The sequence below is a fragment of the Mammaliicoccus sp. J-M40 genome (assembly GCF_022386395.1).
Taxonomy (GTDB): Bacteria; Bacillota; Bacilli; order Staphylococcales; family Staphylococcaceae; genus Mammaliicoccus; species Mammaliicoccus lentus.
The window spans coordinates 335,843-353,033 of sequence record NZ_JAJNIQ010000002.1 but is presented as its reverse complement, the minus strand read 5'-3'; the positions used below and the strand labels follow the sequence as shown (position 1 = coordinate 353,033).

The following is a 17,191-nucleotide window of genomic DNA, read 5'->3' as shown; positions in this document are numbered from 1 at the left end:
TATAAATACATTGTACAGTAGAGAGCGCATATTTGAAAGCGTTTGATATTTATAAATTATTCTTTAATATCAAATTCTTTTAAACGTTTTGGATAATCTTCATGCCAAAATTTTGCATCTGGAACTTCATTTGGATCGGGTCTATATATTGCATATTTTCCTGAACCTTTTTCTTTCTTTTGCCTTTCGAAATCTTTAAGTGCTCGTAATGCTGGTTTGTGTAGTATCCATATTGCAATAATATTTAACCACGCCATCATACCAACACCTAAGTCACCCATCATCCATGCTACATCCGCCGTTTTAACACAACCATAAATTGTGGCAGCTATGAGCACTACCCGCACAAGATTTATCCATATTTTCTGCTTGTCGGAGGGGACTATAAAGCTGACGTTGGTTTCTGCAATATAGTAATATGCGAGTATAGTTGTGAAAGCAAAGAAGAATAACGCTAATGCGATGAAATATGAACCTATTCCAGAATAGCCTGGACTAAATGTGTAGTCATCTCCTGAGAATGCTTTATCTATCCCTGCTTGTGCATACATTGCTGTACCACTCACATCTTTACTACCATCAGCACTTTCTACATAAATTCCATTATCATGAATTAAATGTGGCGATCCATCTTTATTTGTAGCACCATCTGTAGTATTAAATGTACCAGTCATTAAAATCATTAATGCTGTTGCTGTACACACTAATAATGTATCAATATATACAGAGAACGCTTGTACTAATCCTTGTTTTGCTGGATGTGAAACTTCTGCTGCAGCAGCGGCATGAGGCCCAGTACCTTGACCTGCTTCATTTGAGTACAGTCCACGCTTTACACCTATCTCAATCATGGCACCAAATATACCACCAAATGCTGCTTCAGCTCCAAAGGCTGATTTAAATATAAGCGCAATTAACGAAGGAACTGCATCTATATTAAGAATAATAATTAATATTGCAAAACCTATGTAAATAATAGCCATAAACGGAACAACTGTCGTTGCTACATTTGCAATTGATTTAATACCACCAAAAATAATTAACGCTAGTAATATTGCTAAAACAATAGCTATAATCCACGCATTCAAACCGAATGCATTTTTCATTGAAGAGGCAATCGCATTTGATTGAACACCAGGTAATAACAATCCTACTGAAAGTATTGTAACAAGTGCAAAAATAACTGCGTAAATTTTTCCTGCTTTACCCTTTATACCAGTTTCTATATAGTAAGCAGGACCCCCACGGTATTGACCTTTAATTTCTCTTTTATAAATTTGGCCGAGCGTTGATTCGATGAAAGCTGAACTAGCACCTAAGAACGCGGTTGCCCACATCCAAAATACTGCACCAGGACCACCGATGAAAATCGCTGTCGCAACACCTACAATATTACCAGTACCAACACGACCAGCTAATGAAACTGCTATCGCTTGGAATGAAGAAATACCTGTAGGTGATTTTTCCCCTTGAAACATTAACCTTATCATTTCTTTAAAATGTCTAATTTGAAAAAATCGCATCATAAATGAGAATAAAATTCCTGTAAGTAATAAACCATATACAAGGGCTTTACTCCACACTATATCATTGGCAAAGCTAACAATAGATTCCATAATAATCTCCCCTTTGTTGTAAGCCTGTAAGATAATTTCTGAATTCTGAAAATTCGGAAATTATCTTGTTATGATTATACCATGTATAAAAACACAATCAATATATTTTTTCACTTAATAATTATAATATTTGTAAGCGTTTTCTTTGTTGATTTAATCTTTTTTTATATTAATATAGTTTAAAATACTATTAACTTTCTATTCATGAAAGATTAATATTTATTCTAATCCGTACAACTTAAAATTAATATAGATTAATTTACGAATATAGATTTAAAAGTATTTCCAATTGTCATTGTCAATTTTCATTTTTCGCTTATAATATAATGGTATACAAAACTAGATTAAAGGAGGTACGCTCTTGTTAAATAAAGCTTGGTTCCGTTCAGGAATCGCCATTCTCCTAACATTTCTAATCATAAAAGTATTTATGGAAATTAATCAGATTTTTTATCCAATCATTGTTATTGTTCAATCGATTTTATTACCTTTATTATTAGGTGGTTTCTTATTCTATATTTGTTTACCATTCCAAAAAATGTTAGAAAAAAGAAAAATACCTAGATGGGGCAGCATCACTATTTTAATGATTGCATTAGTATTCGTTATTATGTTGTTCATTTCTATAGTTGCACCTCTAGTAACAGATCAAATTAACAATTTAATTAGAAACATGCCTTACATCCAGCGTGAAGTACAAAATGCAGTAGATTATGCTTTACAACAAAGAGATAGACTACCAGATAACATTTCTCAAAAAATTAATGACTCTATAGAAAGTATTAGTGGTATTGTGACAGATATGCTTTCAAACTTATTTGGATATATATCTTCATTAGTATCAACACTTTTCTTATTAATTTTAGTACCTTTCTTCTTAATATATATGTTGAAAGATCATGAAAGATTTATCCCGTTTATCGCTAAACCATTTAGAGGACGTACAAAGTGGTTCGTAGTTAATTTATGTAAAGACATTAACCAAACGCTACAAGCTTATATACAAGGCCAAGTAACAGTCAGTTTAATCTTAGGTGTCTTACTTTATATCGGTTATACATTTGTAGGCTTAGACTACGCTCTATTACTTGCCTTGCTCGCATTAGTAACTAATATGATACCATTCCTGGGACCATGGTTAGCTTTCATACCAGCAGCCATTATTTCAATAATTCAAGACCCAGTGATGTTTATATGGGTAAGTATTATTACGTTAATTTGTCAGCAATTAGAAGGTAATGTTATTACACCAAATATTATGGGTAAGACTTTAAGCATTCATCCCCTAACAATTATTACTGTTATATTAGCAGCTGGTAATTTAGGAGGATTCGTAGCTATTTTAATTGCTGTACCAACTTATGCTGTTATTAAGACAATTGTTAGAAATGTATACACACATAGACAATCAATAAGTTCAACAGCATCGAGAACGGTAGAAGATGATCCAATAGTAGATAATGATTTAAAATAATGACTATTTAAAAAGCCGAAACACGGCGTTCGTGTTTCGGCTTTTTTAGTGTACGCTGCCCTTCTTTCAAGCTATATTCATTTTGCGGTTCGATAATTTATTTTATCGGCCTGTATTTTTGCGTTTGCGGGTCGATAATTTATTTTATCGGCCTGTATTTTTGCATTTAAGTCTGAAACATTACAATGTATCAGACCTCTTTATTATAGTGGCAGTAGCTAATTAAATTGAAAATGCACTTATATCAAGCTTTTTTCAATCCTAGTCATCCTGACCGGGGCGGGGTTACGAAATCTCTCTCCCATTTTAAATATCATTTCATATAAATAAAAACTCACAATTCGAAGGTTAAACAACAACGAATTGTGAGCACTATTTATGAGACTAGTATACTTCCCAAACTAATAATTATTTTACGATATGATAACCTGAATCAACATGAATATTTTCACCAGTTACACCGCTAGAGTAATCACTTAGCAAGTAAGCAGCTGTTTTACCTACTTCTTCTGTGTCTACATTGCGTTGTAATGGCGCACGTTCTTCAATTTCTTTAAGGATAGAGTTAAATCCACCTACACCTTTAGCACTTAAAGTACGGATAGGTCCTGCAGAAATTGCGTTAACACGGATATTATCTGCGCCTAAATCACTTGCTAAATATTTAACATTTGCTTCTAAACTTGCTTTAGCTACGCCCATAACATTATAGTTAGGAACAGCGAATTCTCCGCCTAAGTATGTAGTAGCAACGATACTGCCACCTTCAGGCATAAGTTTTTTAGCTTCTCTTGAAACAATTGTTAAAGAATAAGAACTGATGTCTTGTGCAAGTAAGAATCCTTCTCTTGTTGTATCACTAAATCTACCACGTAAATCTTCCATATTAGCGAAAGCAATTGAATGATAAACGCCATCTATTTTACCGAACTTATCGCCTATTTCTTTAAAAGCATTTACAACGTGATCGTCTTGTTGAACATCGCATTCATATAAATATGCTTCATCTTGGTTTTTTAGTTCGTCGAATAATTTTTCAAGTTGATTTTTACTACGTTCTTTTCTGTAAGTAAATACTAATTTAGCACCAAGTTCATCTAATACTTTTGCTACGCCGAAACCAATACTTCTCTTATTAGCAATACCCATAATGACATATGTTTTTCCTTCTAAATTAAACATTCATTTAACTCCTTTAATATGTATATTATTCTTTACATTCACTGGTAATGATACCACTGGTCATACCACCTGACAAGCATAATACCTTTATTTTCATTTAGAAAAAAGCAAAAATGAGAAGCAAGTTTCACTCCTCATTTTCACTTTAAATCAAATGAATTCCATATCTTGTTTTAGTTCTGATACATATTCTTTCGAACCTGTAACAATCAGTTTATCTCCATATTGTAATTCTGTATCACCATGCGGTACGATTGAATCTTTTCCTCTAATAATTCGTACGAAAATGATATCGCCTGCAAAAGGAAATGAACGTAATAACACATTGTGGTAACTGTGATTTTTCATTTCGATTTCATATAGTGATGTTTCTACGTTACTTAATAAGTTCAGTACGTTTGGAGATTCAATTAAACCTTTAAGTAATATCTTATTACTTAAGAAACTACTAAAGAATTCAATGTTCTTATCGTGTAATTCATCATCTTCTGAAATGTTTTCTTGCTTACAAATAATTCGTTTAACACCATGTTTATGAGCCATTAAAGCTACTTTTTTATTAATAGCATCATCATTTGCAGAACAAACAATGATATCTGATTTAAATAACCCAAGCTCTATTAGTTCTTCTTCAACATAATCATCTAACTCATGTGTTTTAATACTTTCATCTAAATTACGATGATCAGCTAAGTCTTTTCTAAAGAACATAGTCGTTTGATATATGTGTGAATGAATACTTTGAGCAACTGGTATAGACAGTTGGTTTTTACCAATGAAACTTACTTTAACAATTACTTTAGTTTCTTCTGGTATTGGGAATAACTTCTTGAATACTATTGGTACAAACACACATGTTATAACTGCACTTAACACAAGTATACCTGAGATTTCAGGTGAAATAGTGCCTAATTGTTCAGCAATTTTAGCAGCTGCAATTACAAGAGAAAGTGTTGATGTTAATAAAAATGCTGATGAAATTGTTGTTTTCATATCATACCATTTTCCAATAATACTTACTGGTATTAATTTTGAAATTAAGAAAGCAATAAACAATAAAGGTATGATAAGCAACAAGCCTGGTTCTTTTATTAAAGAAGGTATGTTTAAATTTACACCGACCATGATAAAGAATATTGGTATGAAAAAACCATATCCAAATGAATCTAATTTCTCTATCATATCTTGATCTGGACCAAGCAATGAAACAATAACACCTGCTAAGAAGGCACCAAGTATATTTTCAGCCCCTACGCCTTCAGCTAAAGCAACCAATAGTATAATAAGTGCAAATACTGCTCTTATCCCTATTTGTGTTGTTCCTGAAGTTAACTTTTTTAAGAACGGTGATTTAATGAAATAGCCACCAATTATGTAAAATACAATTCCAAATGCGATTAAAATCGTTATTAACCATAGCGGTGAATCACCTTTTGCGTTTATCGTACCGTAAACAGTCAATAGAATCATCGTTACTAAATCTGCTACAACTGCTACTAGTAAAATAAACTGACCTATGCTCGTATGCATAATATTCATTTCTTTAAGCGTTGGAACAACTACGCCTAGACTTATTGTTGAAATGATAATAACCATAAGTAAAACATCATCGATTAAACCTGTCCATTTAAATACAAATGCTAAAAATATAGATAAAATCATAATCATTGAAAAGACGATAGTCATTAAAGATAAATTGCTTGGAATTTTATTCGCTTCTTCATCTTCTGAATGTTTCTTTGACTTAAATGCATTGAAATCAATTTCTAAACCACTTAAAAACATCAAAAAGATAAATCCAAGTGTAGATAAAATGGATAACCAAGCATCCTCTTTAACTAGACCAAATAAAGAATCACCAATTATAATCCCCATTATAATTTCGGCTACGACTACAGGTAAGAAAGATATTTTAAGTCTATTGACTAGTATAGGGGTTAAAAATGCTGCTACTACCACTATTACTAGCGAAGTAAAACTAGAATGTTCCATATTTTTCTCCTTATATTAAATATGACATAAATGCAGTTGCTAAACCAAAATATATTAACATACTAATAATGTCATTAATTGTCGTTATAAACGGGCCGCTTGCTACTGCAGGATCTATATTCATTTTATTCATAAACATAGGTATGATTGCTCCCATTAATGTACCAACTGTCATTGCAATTGTAAGACTGATGGAAACAATCAACGCCAAAACTGGCTCTCTGTATAATAAAATAATAATTAGAAATAAACTAAGTGCACAGCAGAAACCAGTTAATAAACCGGAGCCTGATTCACGTAAAGCGAGCTTGAATTTGCTTTGCTCATCAATTTCCCCTGTGGATATATTACGTACTGAAACGGCTAAAGATTGCGTGCCTGAGTTACCACTCATACCACTAATTATTGGGATAAAAGCTGCTAATAAAGCTACTTGAGATAAGGTTTCTTCGAATTGGCCTAGTATTGATGCTGTAATCATACCTAATACTGTTAAAATTAATAACCAAGGTAAACGTTTCATTGCTGTTTGAAACACAGTATCGTTAGTAGAGTCTATATCAGACACACCGGCCAATTTAGAGTAGTCTTCACTTGCTTCTTCATCCATAACATCTAAAATATCATCGATTGTTATAATACCTAATAAATGATCTTGATAATCAATAACAGGTAATGCAATTAAATCGTAATCTCGCATCGTTTGAGCTACGTCTTCTTGGTCATCTGCTACATTAGAACTAATTACACGTTCACTCATAATTTCTTCGATATATGCGTCGTTTTCTGCGACGATTAAATCACGTAGTGAAATGACACCAGCTAGTTTTTTATTCTCATCTACAACAAAAATAACGTAAATTGTTTCTGCTTGAGGCGCTTGTTCTTTTACATAAAACATAGCTTCCTTTACAGACATTGTAGAATAAACTGAAATGTATTCTGTTGTCATGATACCGCCGGCAGTATCTTCTTCGTAATGAAGTAACGCTTTAATTTCACGTGCGTCTTCCCGGTTCATAAGCGTGAGCAAAGTGGCAACTTTATTCCTAGATAACACGTTTAGAATATCTACTGCGTTATCGTAAGACATATCACTTAACATTTCACTCGCGTAATTGGCATTCATATTTTGAAATATTTCTTCATATTCTTCGTCATCTAATTCAGTGGTTTCAAAGAAATCCGCAACTTCATTAGGTGAAAGAAATTGATATATTTTTTGCTTAAAGGTGTCATCACATATTTCAAAGTATTCACCTTGATCATAAGTATGTAAGCGTAAAAATTCTTCTCGAAATTGATCAATATCATTGTTCTCTAATAAAGCATCTAACTGTTCTTTATCAAATGCTTCATCTTCGACATATTGCTCATTATTTTCGTTTGCCAATCTTGCCACCTCCTCTTAAAAAATTCAATTCATTATAGCACATCTACGTATTATAAGTGATAATGGACATCATCTTCAATATAAATTTTTCTTTTCGTAATTGGGTGTTCAAATTCCACAACATGACATTGTAATAGCTGGTGAGAGTAAGCTGTTTCATCAGAACCATACAAATTATCTCCTACAATAGTATGGCCAATGTGTGAAAGGTGAACACGGATTTGATGTGTTCTTCCGGTAAATAATTGTAATTTTAATAATGAGCGCGTATCTTTTTGGTTCAATAATTCGTAATATGTATGCGCAAATTTTCCCGAATCAGAAACTTCTCTTTCTATAATAGAATGTCTCGCTCTCGCTATAGGTGCAATGATATCGTCACTTTTTCGTTGCACTAAACCATGAACAATTGCTAAATAATATTTATTAATAACCGTTTGTGACATCATATGGTGCAATAGTTGATGTTTCGTAAATATAACTATACCACTTGTCCCTCTATCTAAACGTGTAACGATATGTGGTATTGTTTGTTCTTCATTTTTATTCATATGGTATAGCACCGCTTCAACTAAACTATTGTGCGGGTGTTCTCTCGAAGGTGCTGTATTAATGATAGCTGGTTTAGACACTATAATTAACCATTCGTCTTCATATAATATATTTAATGTAATATCACAAGGCTCTAAATTAATGCTTGGCGTTTCATTCGGTAAACATACTTCTACTTTATCCCCCTGTTCTAATACTTTTCTTACAGTTGCATGTTCCCCATTAACAAATAAAGCACCATTTTTCTTAATGGCGCTTAAACTCTTTTTAGATATGCCTTTGTCATATAAAAATGTCTTTAACAACATAGTCGATGTTGCATTATATTGTAAAGTTTTCATATGTTAATCCTCATTTGAGATAAATGAATCATGCACTCTTTTCCAAAATGGGAAAGGTCTGAATCTAGCAAATCTCACTTTTTCATTTGCAACTCTATATTGTATAGACTCAATATTTTTATGTTTAACGTTAACATGATCAATCGTAACTTGTAATGTATCTTGATTAACTGGATGTATGTGACAAACGTGATGTTTAGGTAATACTAGTGGTGATCCAACTGTTCTAAACACTCGGTTGTTTATAGACGCGATTTCTGCAATTTGCATTGCTTCTAAAGATGGATGTATTAAAGCACCACCTAATGCTTTATTATAAGCAGTTGAGCCAGACGGTGTAGATACGCATAAACCATCACCTCTAAAGCGTTCAAATTGTTCTCCTCTCAATACTAAATCCACAACTAATGTCGCACCATCATCTGTTTTGATTGTCGCTTCGTTCAAAGCAAGATATCTTGTTTCATATCCACCCTTTTTATAACGAACAATTACTTCTAACAATGGATACTCTATTACTTGATATGTAGAGTTATTAATTTCAATAATAAGTTTTTCAACTTCATGCGGTAGCCAGTCAGCGTAGAAACCTAAATGTCCTGTATGTACGCCGACAAAACTTACATCCCCTAGCATGTGACTATACTGGTGAAATGCTTGCAATAATGTACCATCTCCACCTACCGAAATTACAATATCAGGAGATTCTTCATCTTGAACCATATTAAAATCAGTCATATGGTTTTTCATTTTGTACATTAACGCATTAGACTTAGAGTCACCTTTTGACAAAATATTATATTTCACAGCATTCACCCCTCAATCATGATTATGTTTATTGCTTTTCTGTCTAGAATAATATTTTTGAGCTTCTTGAATTTCTTCACGAATTTCAGACATTTCCTCATCTAATAAAAATGCTGCTTCTGCTGCTCTTTCAAGCCTATTCCTTATTTCTGGAGGATAAGCACCGTCATACTTATATCTTAAAGTATGTTCAATTGTTGCCCAAAAATTCATTGCTAACGTTCTAATTTGTATTTCAGCCAAAACAGTTGTCTTACCATGTAATGTTTCAATAGGATAGCTTATGATGACGTGGTATGAACGATATCCACTTTCTTTAGTGTATTGAATATAGTTTCGTTCTTCTACCACTTCAAAATCTTGACGTTGTCTTAGTAATTCCACAACAACATCTATATCATCAACAAATTGACACATCATTCTTAAACCTGCAATATCATACATTTCTTCCTTTAATCTATCGAAAGGTATGTTACGCTGATTTGCTTTATCAATAATACTTGAAATTGGCTTTACGCGACCTGTAACAAATTCTATTGGCGAAGGTCTATCTAAAGATTCGTATTGTTTACGTAACCCCTTCAATTTAATCTTCAACTCGTCAATTGCTTGTTTATATGGTGCCAAAAATTCGTCCCATTGATTCATAACCATCACTCCGCTTTGTTTAATTCAAATGCTTCTTCTACAGAAGCGACAAATGCTTTACCATAGTTGTGATTATCTGCGATGTTGTCTAGTAAAAATTCCATTTCTTCTTTAAATGAAGTTAATATTAAATGATCGTTCACGATGACCTCTTTATCAAAATTCTCGTGAATCATTGACCATGTTTCTTCGACAAATAATAAATAATCATATTGCTCCCCACTGTCTAGCATATATACAAACGCAAGATTATCGCTATCAACAATCATATGTTCAGCCGGCTTTAATCCATCAGTTGGTTGGTCAGTATAACATTGTATTTGATTATCATTAATTTTAATTTCATTTACATAAATACGCATGACTGTTCCTCCTTATTCCCATTCATTTTAACACATTTTAATTTAAAGATTCATAACATGACTCTATTTTTACATAATTACTTGTTTAACCTATTATCTTCTATAATAATAGTATTAAAGGAAGTGTTAAAGACAATGGGACAAGAATTAGAAATAGAGTTTAAAAATTTACTTACTCGAGAAGAATATTCATCATTAAAACAATATTATTTTAAACAAAACGAACCTTTTAAACAAACAAATCACTACATAGATACAGAAAACCACGATATCATTTCTCAAAAAATGGCACTAAGAATACGTGAGAAAAACAAGCAATATGAAATGACTTTAAAAGTACCACAAAAAGTGGGTTTACTAGAGTACAACGAAGTAGTAGACAGTTTACCACCAATAAATGAACCGTTAGACAAACATTTTTTACCAAAAAATATTTCTGAAATATTAAATAAACAACAAGTTCCCTTAAATGAACTAAAGCTCTTGGGCGACTTAACCACATATAGATTAGAAAAAAGCCTAGATACAGGCCTTCTCGTTTTAGATCATAGCGAATATTTAGGGAAAGAAGATTTCGAATTGGAATTTGAAGTAACAGACTATAATAAAGGAAAAGAAGCCTTTTTAGAGCTACTTGCTGAACATCAAATTGAAAATCGTAAACCAGATAACAAAGTGAAACGCTTTTTTGACGCCCAAAGTCAATCAACATGAATTTGTTTTGATTACAAGTCGAATTACTTTTAAATATATAAGAACATGTTATATTAATATTATCAAGATTGAAATAAGCAAGAAAAGGTGAAATTATGACTCCATATGAAGTAATCGACCCCAAAGATTTATACGACATGATTGATCACTTTTATTACCTTGTAGAAAAGGATACACGGATTAATCATCTTTTCCCTGGTGACTTTGCAGAAACAAGTCGTAAACAAAAACAATTCTTAACACAATTTTTAGGTGGTCCTGCTTTATATACAGAAGAACATGGACACCCTATGTTACGTCAACGTCACATGCCTTTTAAAATAACAACTAAAGAACGAGATGCATGGTTAGAAAATATGGAAAAAGCACTTACGACATCTCATTTAGAAAGAGATATACAAGAATATTTATTTGAAAGACTTAAGCTAACTGCAAATCACATGGTTAACGCTTAATATAGTTGAAGGTGGATAATATGGCCGAAGAATTAAGATTAATCCATGCTAATGAACAAAGTAATGCTGATTTAACACCAGCAAGCAAAATAGAAATATATTCATTTTTCGATCCATTTTGCGAAGATTGTTTTAATCTTTCTTCTACATTAGCAAAGTTAAAAATAGAATATCAAAAATACGTAAAGATTCGTCAGATTTTGAACCCATCTCTTAAAGTATTAACTAAATGTCAGGCTCAAAGTACATGTGAATTTGATAATATAGCACTAGCTTTTAAAGCTGCTGAATTACAAGGACATAATCGAGCTACAAGATTTTTAAATTTAATTCAGAATGAGATTATACCTCATGAAAAAATTATTACAACAGAACTTATTAGAAAATGCGCTTTTAAATCGGGAATAGACTTATCTGTTTTTATAAATGATTTAAAAGAACAAGCTTTAACAGAAAGTCTACAGACGGACATGCATATTGCTCGAGAAATGGATGTAAATATGACACCTTCCCTTGTATTCTTTAATGAAGATATACATTCAGAAGGTTTAAAAGTCGAAGGAACATATCCTTATCATATTTATACGTATATCATTCAAGAATTAATCGGGACAGAAGTTGAGAAACAACTTCCACCTAAACTAATCGAATATATACAATCACAAAAACTCGTTTCCGAACAAGAAATAGCAACAATATATGAGTGGCCAGAGAAAATTGTAAAAAGAGAACTTAAAAAATTACAATTACAAGGTTACATTGAACAACAAGAATCTATTCATGGAGACTTCTGGAAATATAAGAAATGAAATTTACAAACTGAGCCTTGGACAATAAGTTTATTAGACTCAAATCAAACGGGATTGGGAAAGCATTATAAAAACAGCCAAAATTCTTTAGATAATAAGAATTTTGGCTGTTTTTGTATGAGGAGCGATGATAATTCACTTTTATTCAGAAATCTAGGGATAAGAAGTACTCTATGTTGCACGTTGAGCTACTCTTGCAACTTTCAGGTCACTATTTTTATATTATTGATTCGCAAAATCACATTCTTACTTATTAATACCGAAATAAAAAAGGATTTATCCGTAGGTTTTCACCTAATGGATAAATCCTTTTAATTTGAGTATGAATTTTAATCACCCATACTCATGCATGAAAGATTAATTAATCTTTTGGGCTATTGCCTAATAGATAACTTTTGGGATGTTAACTATGAACGAATAAATAAAAAACACCGTGTCTGATTACACGGTGCTTAAACAAAGGGGATGGGAGAAATTTTTCACTTCAAACAAAGGGGTATGTTTGTTATGTGATTAATTTCATATACGTAATATAACATGCTATGTACACATAATTCAACAGAAAACATCGTATTTTTCTATTTGTCACACACTTGTCATATTGGAAACGTGTACATGCTTTTATTCGCCTTTAACCAGTTTTTCAAAGGCATTTAATTTCTCTTCAAATACTTCCATCGCTTCTTCGATTGGTTGTGTAGATGTCATATCGACACCAGCTTTTTTCAATACTTCAATTGGATAATCTGAGCTTCCTGCTTTTAAGAATTCATTGATATATCTTTTAACAGCTGGTTCGCCCTCTTCTAAAATTTGTTTGCTTAATGCTTGTGCAGCACTATATCCTGTAGCATATTGATAAACATAGAAATTATAATAGAAGTGTGGGATACGAGACCACTCTTTAGCAATATTGTCATCTGTTATAACAGCGTCACCAAAATACTTTTTATTAAGTTCAGCATATTCATTATTTAATCTTTCAGCCGTTAAAGGTTCGCCGTCTTCTACAATTTTATGGATTAAATATTCGAATTCAGCAAACATTGTTTGTCTGAATAATGTTGCTCTAAATCTTTCAAGTTCTTGGTTTAATAAATATTTACGTTTTTCAGGATCTTCTAAGTTTTTATCCATGTATTCACTTAAAAGTGCTTCATTTGTTGTAGATGCAACTTCTGCTACAAAGATTGAATAATCACTTTCATTTGATAATTGATGTTTACGACTAAAGTAACTATGAGCAGAATGTCCGAATTCATGAATTAGCGTAAATAAGTCAGAAATTGAATCTGTCCAGTTTAATAAAATAAATGGATTAGTTAAATGTGCACCAGATGAATAACCACCTGAACGTTTACCTTTATTCTCATAAACGTCTACCCATCTATTATTCAATCCTTCTTCAACAACTTCTATATATTCTTGCCCCATTGGTTGTAATGCTTTAACCATCCAATCTTTAGCTTCTTCGTAAGGCATATCAAATGAAGAATCTTGAACTAATGGTGTATACATATCATACATATGCATTTCGTCTAAACCTAATAATTCTTTTCTTAATTCTGTATAACGGTGTAATAAAGGTAGATGTTTATGTACAGTTTCAATTAAGTTATCGTATACATCTTCTGGTATGAAATTATTAGATAATGCTTGTTGTCTAGCAGAATCATAATTGCGTACTTTAGAACTGAATATAGCTGTTTTTACTTTACCACTTAAAGTAGCTGTTAAAGTATTATTATGACTACCATAAGCTTCATATACATTATCGTATGCTGATTTTCTTAATACTCTATCTTCAGATTCTAATAGTTTTATATATGTTCCTTGCGTTAATTCGTGTTCATTACCATCTTTATCAATTGCTGGTTTAAATGTTAAATCAGCGTTATTGAACATACCGAAAACATTACTTGGCGTTTGCAATGCTTCGCCCGCTTCAGCTAATATTTTTTCTTCTTTATCGCCTAAAATATGAGGTCTCTTTTTATTTAATTTTTCAATATCAAATTGGTATCTCTTTAATCCGTCATGTGATTCAACGAACTGATTTAATGTATCTTCATCTATAGACATTAATTCAGGTAAAATAAAGCTCCATGCACTTGCAAATTTATTAGCTAAAGTTGCAGCTTTTGCTTCATATCCAGCGTATTTATCATTAGCAGTATCTTGATCGTGCTTTAAATGTGCATAGACATATACTTTACCTAATTTCTCGTCAATTTCACTATCTAATAATAGAGCGTTATATAGTGTTTCAGCATTATCTTTCAAATGTCCTTTATACTGTTGTTCTTTCCCTAAATAAGACTCTAATTCATTGAAAGCTTCTTCGTATGCTTCATCTGAAGAAAATATTGTTGTTAAATCCCAAGTGTACTTTTCTTCTTGTTCTTCCCTAGTAATTAATTTTGCCATATTAATAGCCTCCTTTGACATTCATATTAATAATTTTCTCATTAATCTCATTTTTTTGCACGTGATAAAGTCATTTTATTAAGTATTGATAAATATGACTTCAAGGCGCTTTTTTAAATGTCTTCCTTGGAATAGTTCACATTATTAAAAGTTCTAAATTTAATGAAAGAATTAAAACGTTCAAAAGTAAACGTACCTTTATTAATTTCTAAATATAAATAACATTGCCACGTTATAGCATTCGTTAAAATATATAATTGTTCAGGTACAATTATTCCTAAAAATTTAGGTCTATTCTTATGTATGAGACCAGATTGATATAATAAGGATAAAGTTGGTTCTAAAACACTTCTTGTTTGTCTACATTTTCCAAGATAATTATTATAAAAATTATCATTCAAAAGAAATGTTGGCACTCTTGATACATTATGTGTTTGTAATAAATCTTCCCATTTTATGATATTCTTTCTATAAATAAAATGGGAAATATCTAATGATTGTAATTGATCATATTTAATTAGCAACTTACGATTATAATCATATGTAATAAGTGTTCGATGCGTATGATTGATGAGAGCAGCTCCAAAATAACTTAACTTTAATATCCCATTATACTCATTCGCCGGTTTACTTATCCAAATCACATTTAAATTTAAAGCCCTAAATCCTGCTGTTCTGCTATCTAACAACTCTAGATTAATTGGTGAATATTGAAACTCTATAACAAGGTTACGATTTATCAATATGTCTGGTATTTGTTCGATTTCATGCAAATAATATTCCATGTCTATTTGTACTTTCTTATTTAAACTTGAATAAATGTGGTGCTTAGATGCAAAATGGGCTAAAGTTTCTTTCTTATAAACGTTTTTTAAACAATAACTATTAGATTTATGAGCAAAATGAGCAATAGTATGCTTTCCACGTCTAAGAATTAACTCTGAATTACATTCAGGACATCTATACAATTCATTGGATTTTGCATGTTGAGCATATACAAGTTCATTTCTAGTATTTAATCCCATAAGCATAAAAAAACACCTCTTTACTTTATTAAACGTAAAGAGGTGTTAAAATTACTTATTTTTAATTTGATTTTTTGGTTCAAAATATCTCGTGATTTGACCCATTACATTATAACTCATAACAACCTTAGCATAATCATCTAAATATAATTTAGACACTTGAGTTGGATTTGCATACTCTAATAGTTGTCCGTAGAAATCATTAATAATTTCTTCATTATCTATTTGATCAAATTGTACATAATAATAATATTTGTTGTCTAACATATATAATAAGTCTGTAAATACTAAGTCTTTATGTTCATTATAATGTGCATATTCAATAATATCTTCTAACTCTTCAAATCTAACAAGCAATCCTATATCTTTAGGAACAAATTGCTTTCTAGTTTCTTCATCTTGATCGTTTAAGAGTTCTCCAATATTTTGATCGGAATCGAGTGCTTGAGATAAGAAATCATTGACTTGATATTCTAATTGTTCATTAGATTCTTCATCAGTCATATTTAACAGTTCATCGCCTTTAGACTTAGAAACTGTAACTTCTACACCCTTTTCGAATGCATGCACTTGAATCCATAACGGGCCTTCGACTACGAATTCTTCTTCGTCATTAATTTCATCCATCATTGACCAGAAAAATTCTTCACCACGTTTGCGGTTGGTCCATAAATCTTCTCTCTTGAAACCTCGTGCTTCGATGTCTTGATAAGTTATAAATAATTTTACCGTTGTTTCATCAATTCGTTCTATTCTCATAATGTCACACTCCCTTACTCTAGGAATAGTACATCCATTGTATTATAAACTCTTACATTTTAACAGTAATTTGTTCGAACTATTTTCTTTTATTTTTATACACAAAAATAGCCCCTGTAAACAGGAGCCATAATTCTAATATTAGACCAAATTAGTCAACCATACGTTGAGCTTCTAAAAGTTGGAATGTACGCACTTTGCGTGGTAAGAAACGACGAATTTCATCTTCGTTATAACCAACTTGTAGACGTTTATCATCTAAGATAATTGGACGACGTAATAGTCCTGGGTTATCTTGAATAATTGTATATAGTTCTTGTAGTGGCAATGCATCGATATCCACATTTAATTTTTGATATGTTTTAGAACGAGTTGAAATAATTTCATCTGTTCCGTCTTCTGTCATTTTTAAGATTGATTTAATTTCATCTAATGTTAAGTGTTCTGAAAAAATATTACGCTCCGTATACGGAATGTCATGTTCTTGTAACCATGCTTTCGCTTTACGGCAAGATGTGCAACTTGGTGAAGTAAATAATGTTACCATACATCTCACTCTCCTAATTGAATATTATTTATGTTAAACGTCAGTGAACTTTATAAGATTATATTCCACTTATATATCATTTACCCTA

The 17,191-nt window shown here is 31.6% G+C and carries 16 protein-coding genes; 4 read left to right on the top strand and 12 right to left on the bottom strand.

Features of this window, described 5'->3' with window-relative positions:
* Positions 1-56: 56 nt before the first annotated feature.
* Positions 57-1,616 (bottom strand): alanine/glycine:cation symporter family protein, encoded by a 1,560-nt coding sequence (locus tag LQ688_RS04350; protein ID WP_275589820.1) that lies wholly within the window; start codon positions 1,614-1,616, stop codon positions 57-59.
* A 361-nt stretch (positions 1,617-1,977) separates the two neighbouring features.
* Between LQ688_RS04350 and LQ688_RS04345 the strand changes: the two genes are divergently transcribed.
* Complete coding sequence (locus LQ688_RS04345; RefSeq protein WP_017000866.1) at positions 1,978-3,090, top strand: AI-2E family transporter; 1,113 nt, start codon at positions 1,978-1,980, stop codon at positions 3,088-3,090.
* A 408-nt stretch (positions 3,091-3,498) separates the two neighbouring features.
* On the opposite strand, the gene fabI is transcribed toward LQ688_RS04345, so the two are convergent.
* From fabI to LQ688_RS04310, 7 genes are all read right to left on the bottom strand, one after another.
* Positions 3,499-4,272 carry an enoyl-ACP reductase FabI gene (fabI, locus tag LQ688_RS04340; RefSeq protein ID WP_016999367.1) on the bottom strand — a complete coding sequence of 258 codons (774 nt, stop codon included), beginning with the start codon at positions 4,270-4,272 and terminating at the stop codon, positions 3,499-3,501.
* Positions 4,273-4,422: 150 nt separating this feature from the next.
* Positions 4,423-6,264, bottom strand: a complete 1,842-nt coding sequence (locus LQ688_RS04335) for a cation:proton antiporter domain-containing protein (protein WP_064204861.1) — start codon at positions 6,262-6,264, stop codon at positions 4,423-4,425.
* A gap of 10 nt (positions 6,265-6,274) precedes the next feature.
* A complete protein-coding gene (gene mgtE / locus LQ688_RS04330; RefSeq protein ID WP_016999369.1) occupies positions 6,275-7,657 on the bottom strand; it encodes a magnesium transporter in 1,383 nt (460 codons plus the stop codon).
* 50 nt (positions 7,658-7,707) lie between these two features.
* Positions 7,708-8,550, bottom strand: a complete 843-nt coding sequence (locus LQ688_RS04325) for an RluA family pseudouridine synthase (protein WP_070045152.1) — start codon at positions 8,548-8,550, stop codon at positions 7,708-7,710.
* A 3-nt stretch (positions 8,551-8,553) separates the two neighbouring features.
* The gene (locus tag LQ688_RS04320) at positions 8,554-9,357 is read right to left on the bottom strand and encodes an NAD kinase (protein ID WP_016999371.1); all 804 of its coding nucleotides are present in this window, start codon (positions 9,355-9,357) and stop codon (positions 8,554-8,556) included.
* Positions 9,358-9,369: 12 nt separating this feature from the next.
* A complete protein-coding gene (yjbM, locus tag LQ688_RS04315) occupies positions 9,370-10,005 on the bottom strand; it encodes a GTP diphosphokinase (RefSeq protein WP_016999372.1) in 636 nt (211 codons plus the stop codon).
* 5 nt (positions 10,006-10,010) lie between these two features.
* The gene (locus LQ688_RS04310) at positions 10,011-10,367 is read right to left on the bottom strand and encodes a UPF0738 family protein (protein ID WP_016999373.1); all 357 of its coding nucleotides are present in this window, start codon (positions 10,365-10,367) and stop codon (positions 10,011-10,013) included.
* Between the two features lie 135 nt (positions 10,368-10,502).
* Here LQ688_RS04310 and LQ688_RS04305 point away from each other — a divergent pair, with 135 nt between their 5' ends.
* From LQ688_RS04305 to LQ688_RS04295, 3 genes are all read left to right on the top strand, one after another.
* On the top strand, positions 10,503-11,081 hold the full coding sequence (locus LQ688_RS04305) for a CYTH domain-containing protein (RefSeq protein WP_070045153.1): 579 nt from the start codon (positions 10,503-10,505) through the stop codon (positions 11,079-11,081).
* A gap of 95 nt (positions 11,082-11,176) precedes the next feature.
* Positions 11,177-11,536, top strand: a complete 360-nt coding sequence (locus tag LQ688_RS04300; RefSeq protein ID WP_064211107.1) for a globin domain-containing protein — start codon at positions 11,177-11,179, stop codon at positions 11,534-11,536.
* Between the two features lie 20 nt (positions 11,537-11,556).
* On the top strand, positions 11,557-12,345 hold the full coding sequence (locus LQ688_RS04295; protein ID WP_016999376.1) for a DsbA family protein: 789 nt from the start codon (positions 11,557-11,559) through the stop codon (positions 12,343-12,345).
* 621 nt (positions 12,346-12,966) lie between these two features.
* Here LQ688_RS04295 and pepF read toward each other — a convergent pair.
* The 4 genes from pepF to spxA form a co-directional block, all read right to left on the bottom strand.
* Entirely contained in the window at positions 12,967-14,772 is a 1,806-nt protein-coding gene (gene pepF / locus LQ688_RS04290; protein WP_070045154.1) for an oligoendopeptidase F, read from the bottom strand.
* A gap of 113 nt (positions 14,773-14,885) precedes the next feature.
* A complete protein-coding gene (locus tag LQ688_RS04285; RefSeq protein WP_239752642.1) occupies positions 14,886-15,803 on the bottom strand; it encodes a competence protein CoiA in 918 nt (305 codons plus the stop codon).
* A 45-nt stretch (positions 15,804-15,848) separates the two neighbouring features.
* Entirely contained in the window at positions 15,849-16,556 is a 708-nt protein-coding gene (gene mecA / locus LQ688_RS04280; protein WP_016999379.1) for an adaptor protein MecA, read from the bottom strand.
* 151 nt (positions 16,557-16,707) lie between these two features.
* Positions 16,708-17,103 (bottom strand): transcriptional regulator SpxA, encoded by a 396-nt coding sequence (spxA, locus tag LQ688_RS04275; RefSeq protein ID WP_016999380.1) that lies wholly within the window; start codon positions 17,101-17,103, stop codon positions 16,708-16,710.
* Positions 17,104-17,191 lie beyond the last annotated feature (88 nt).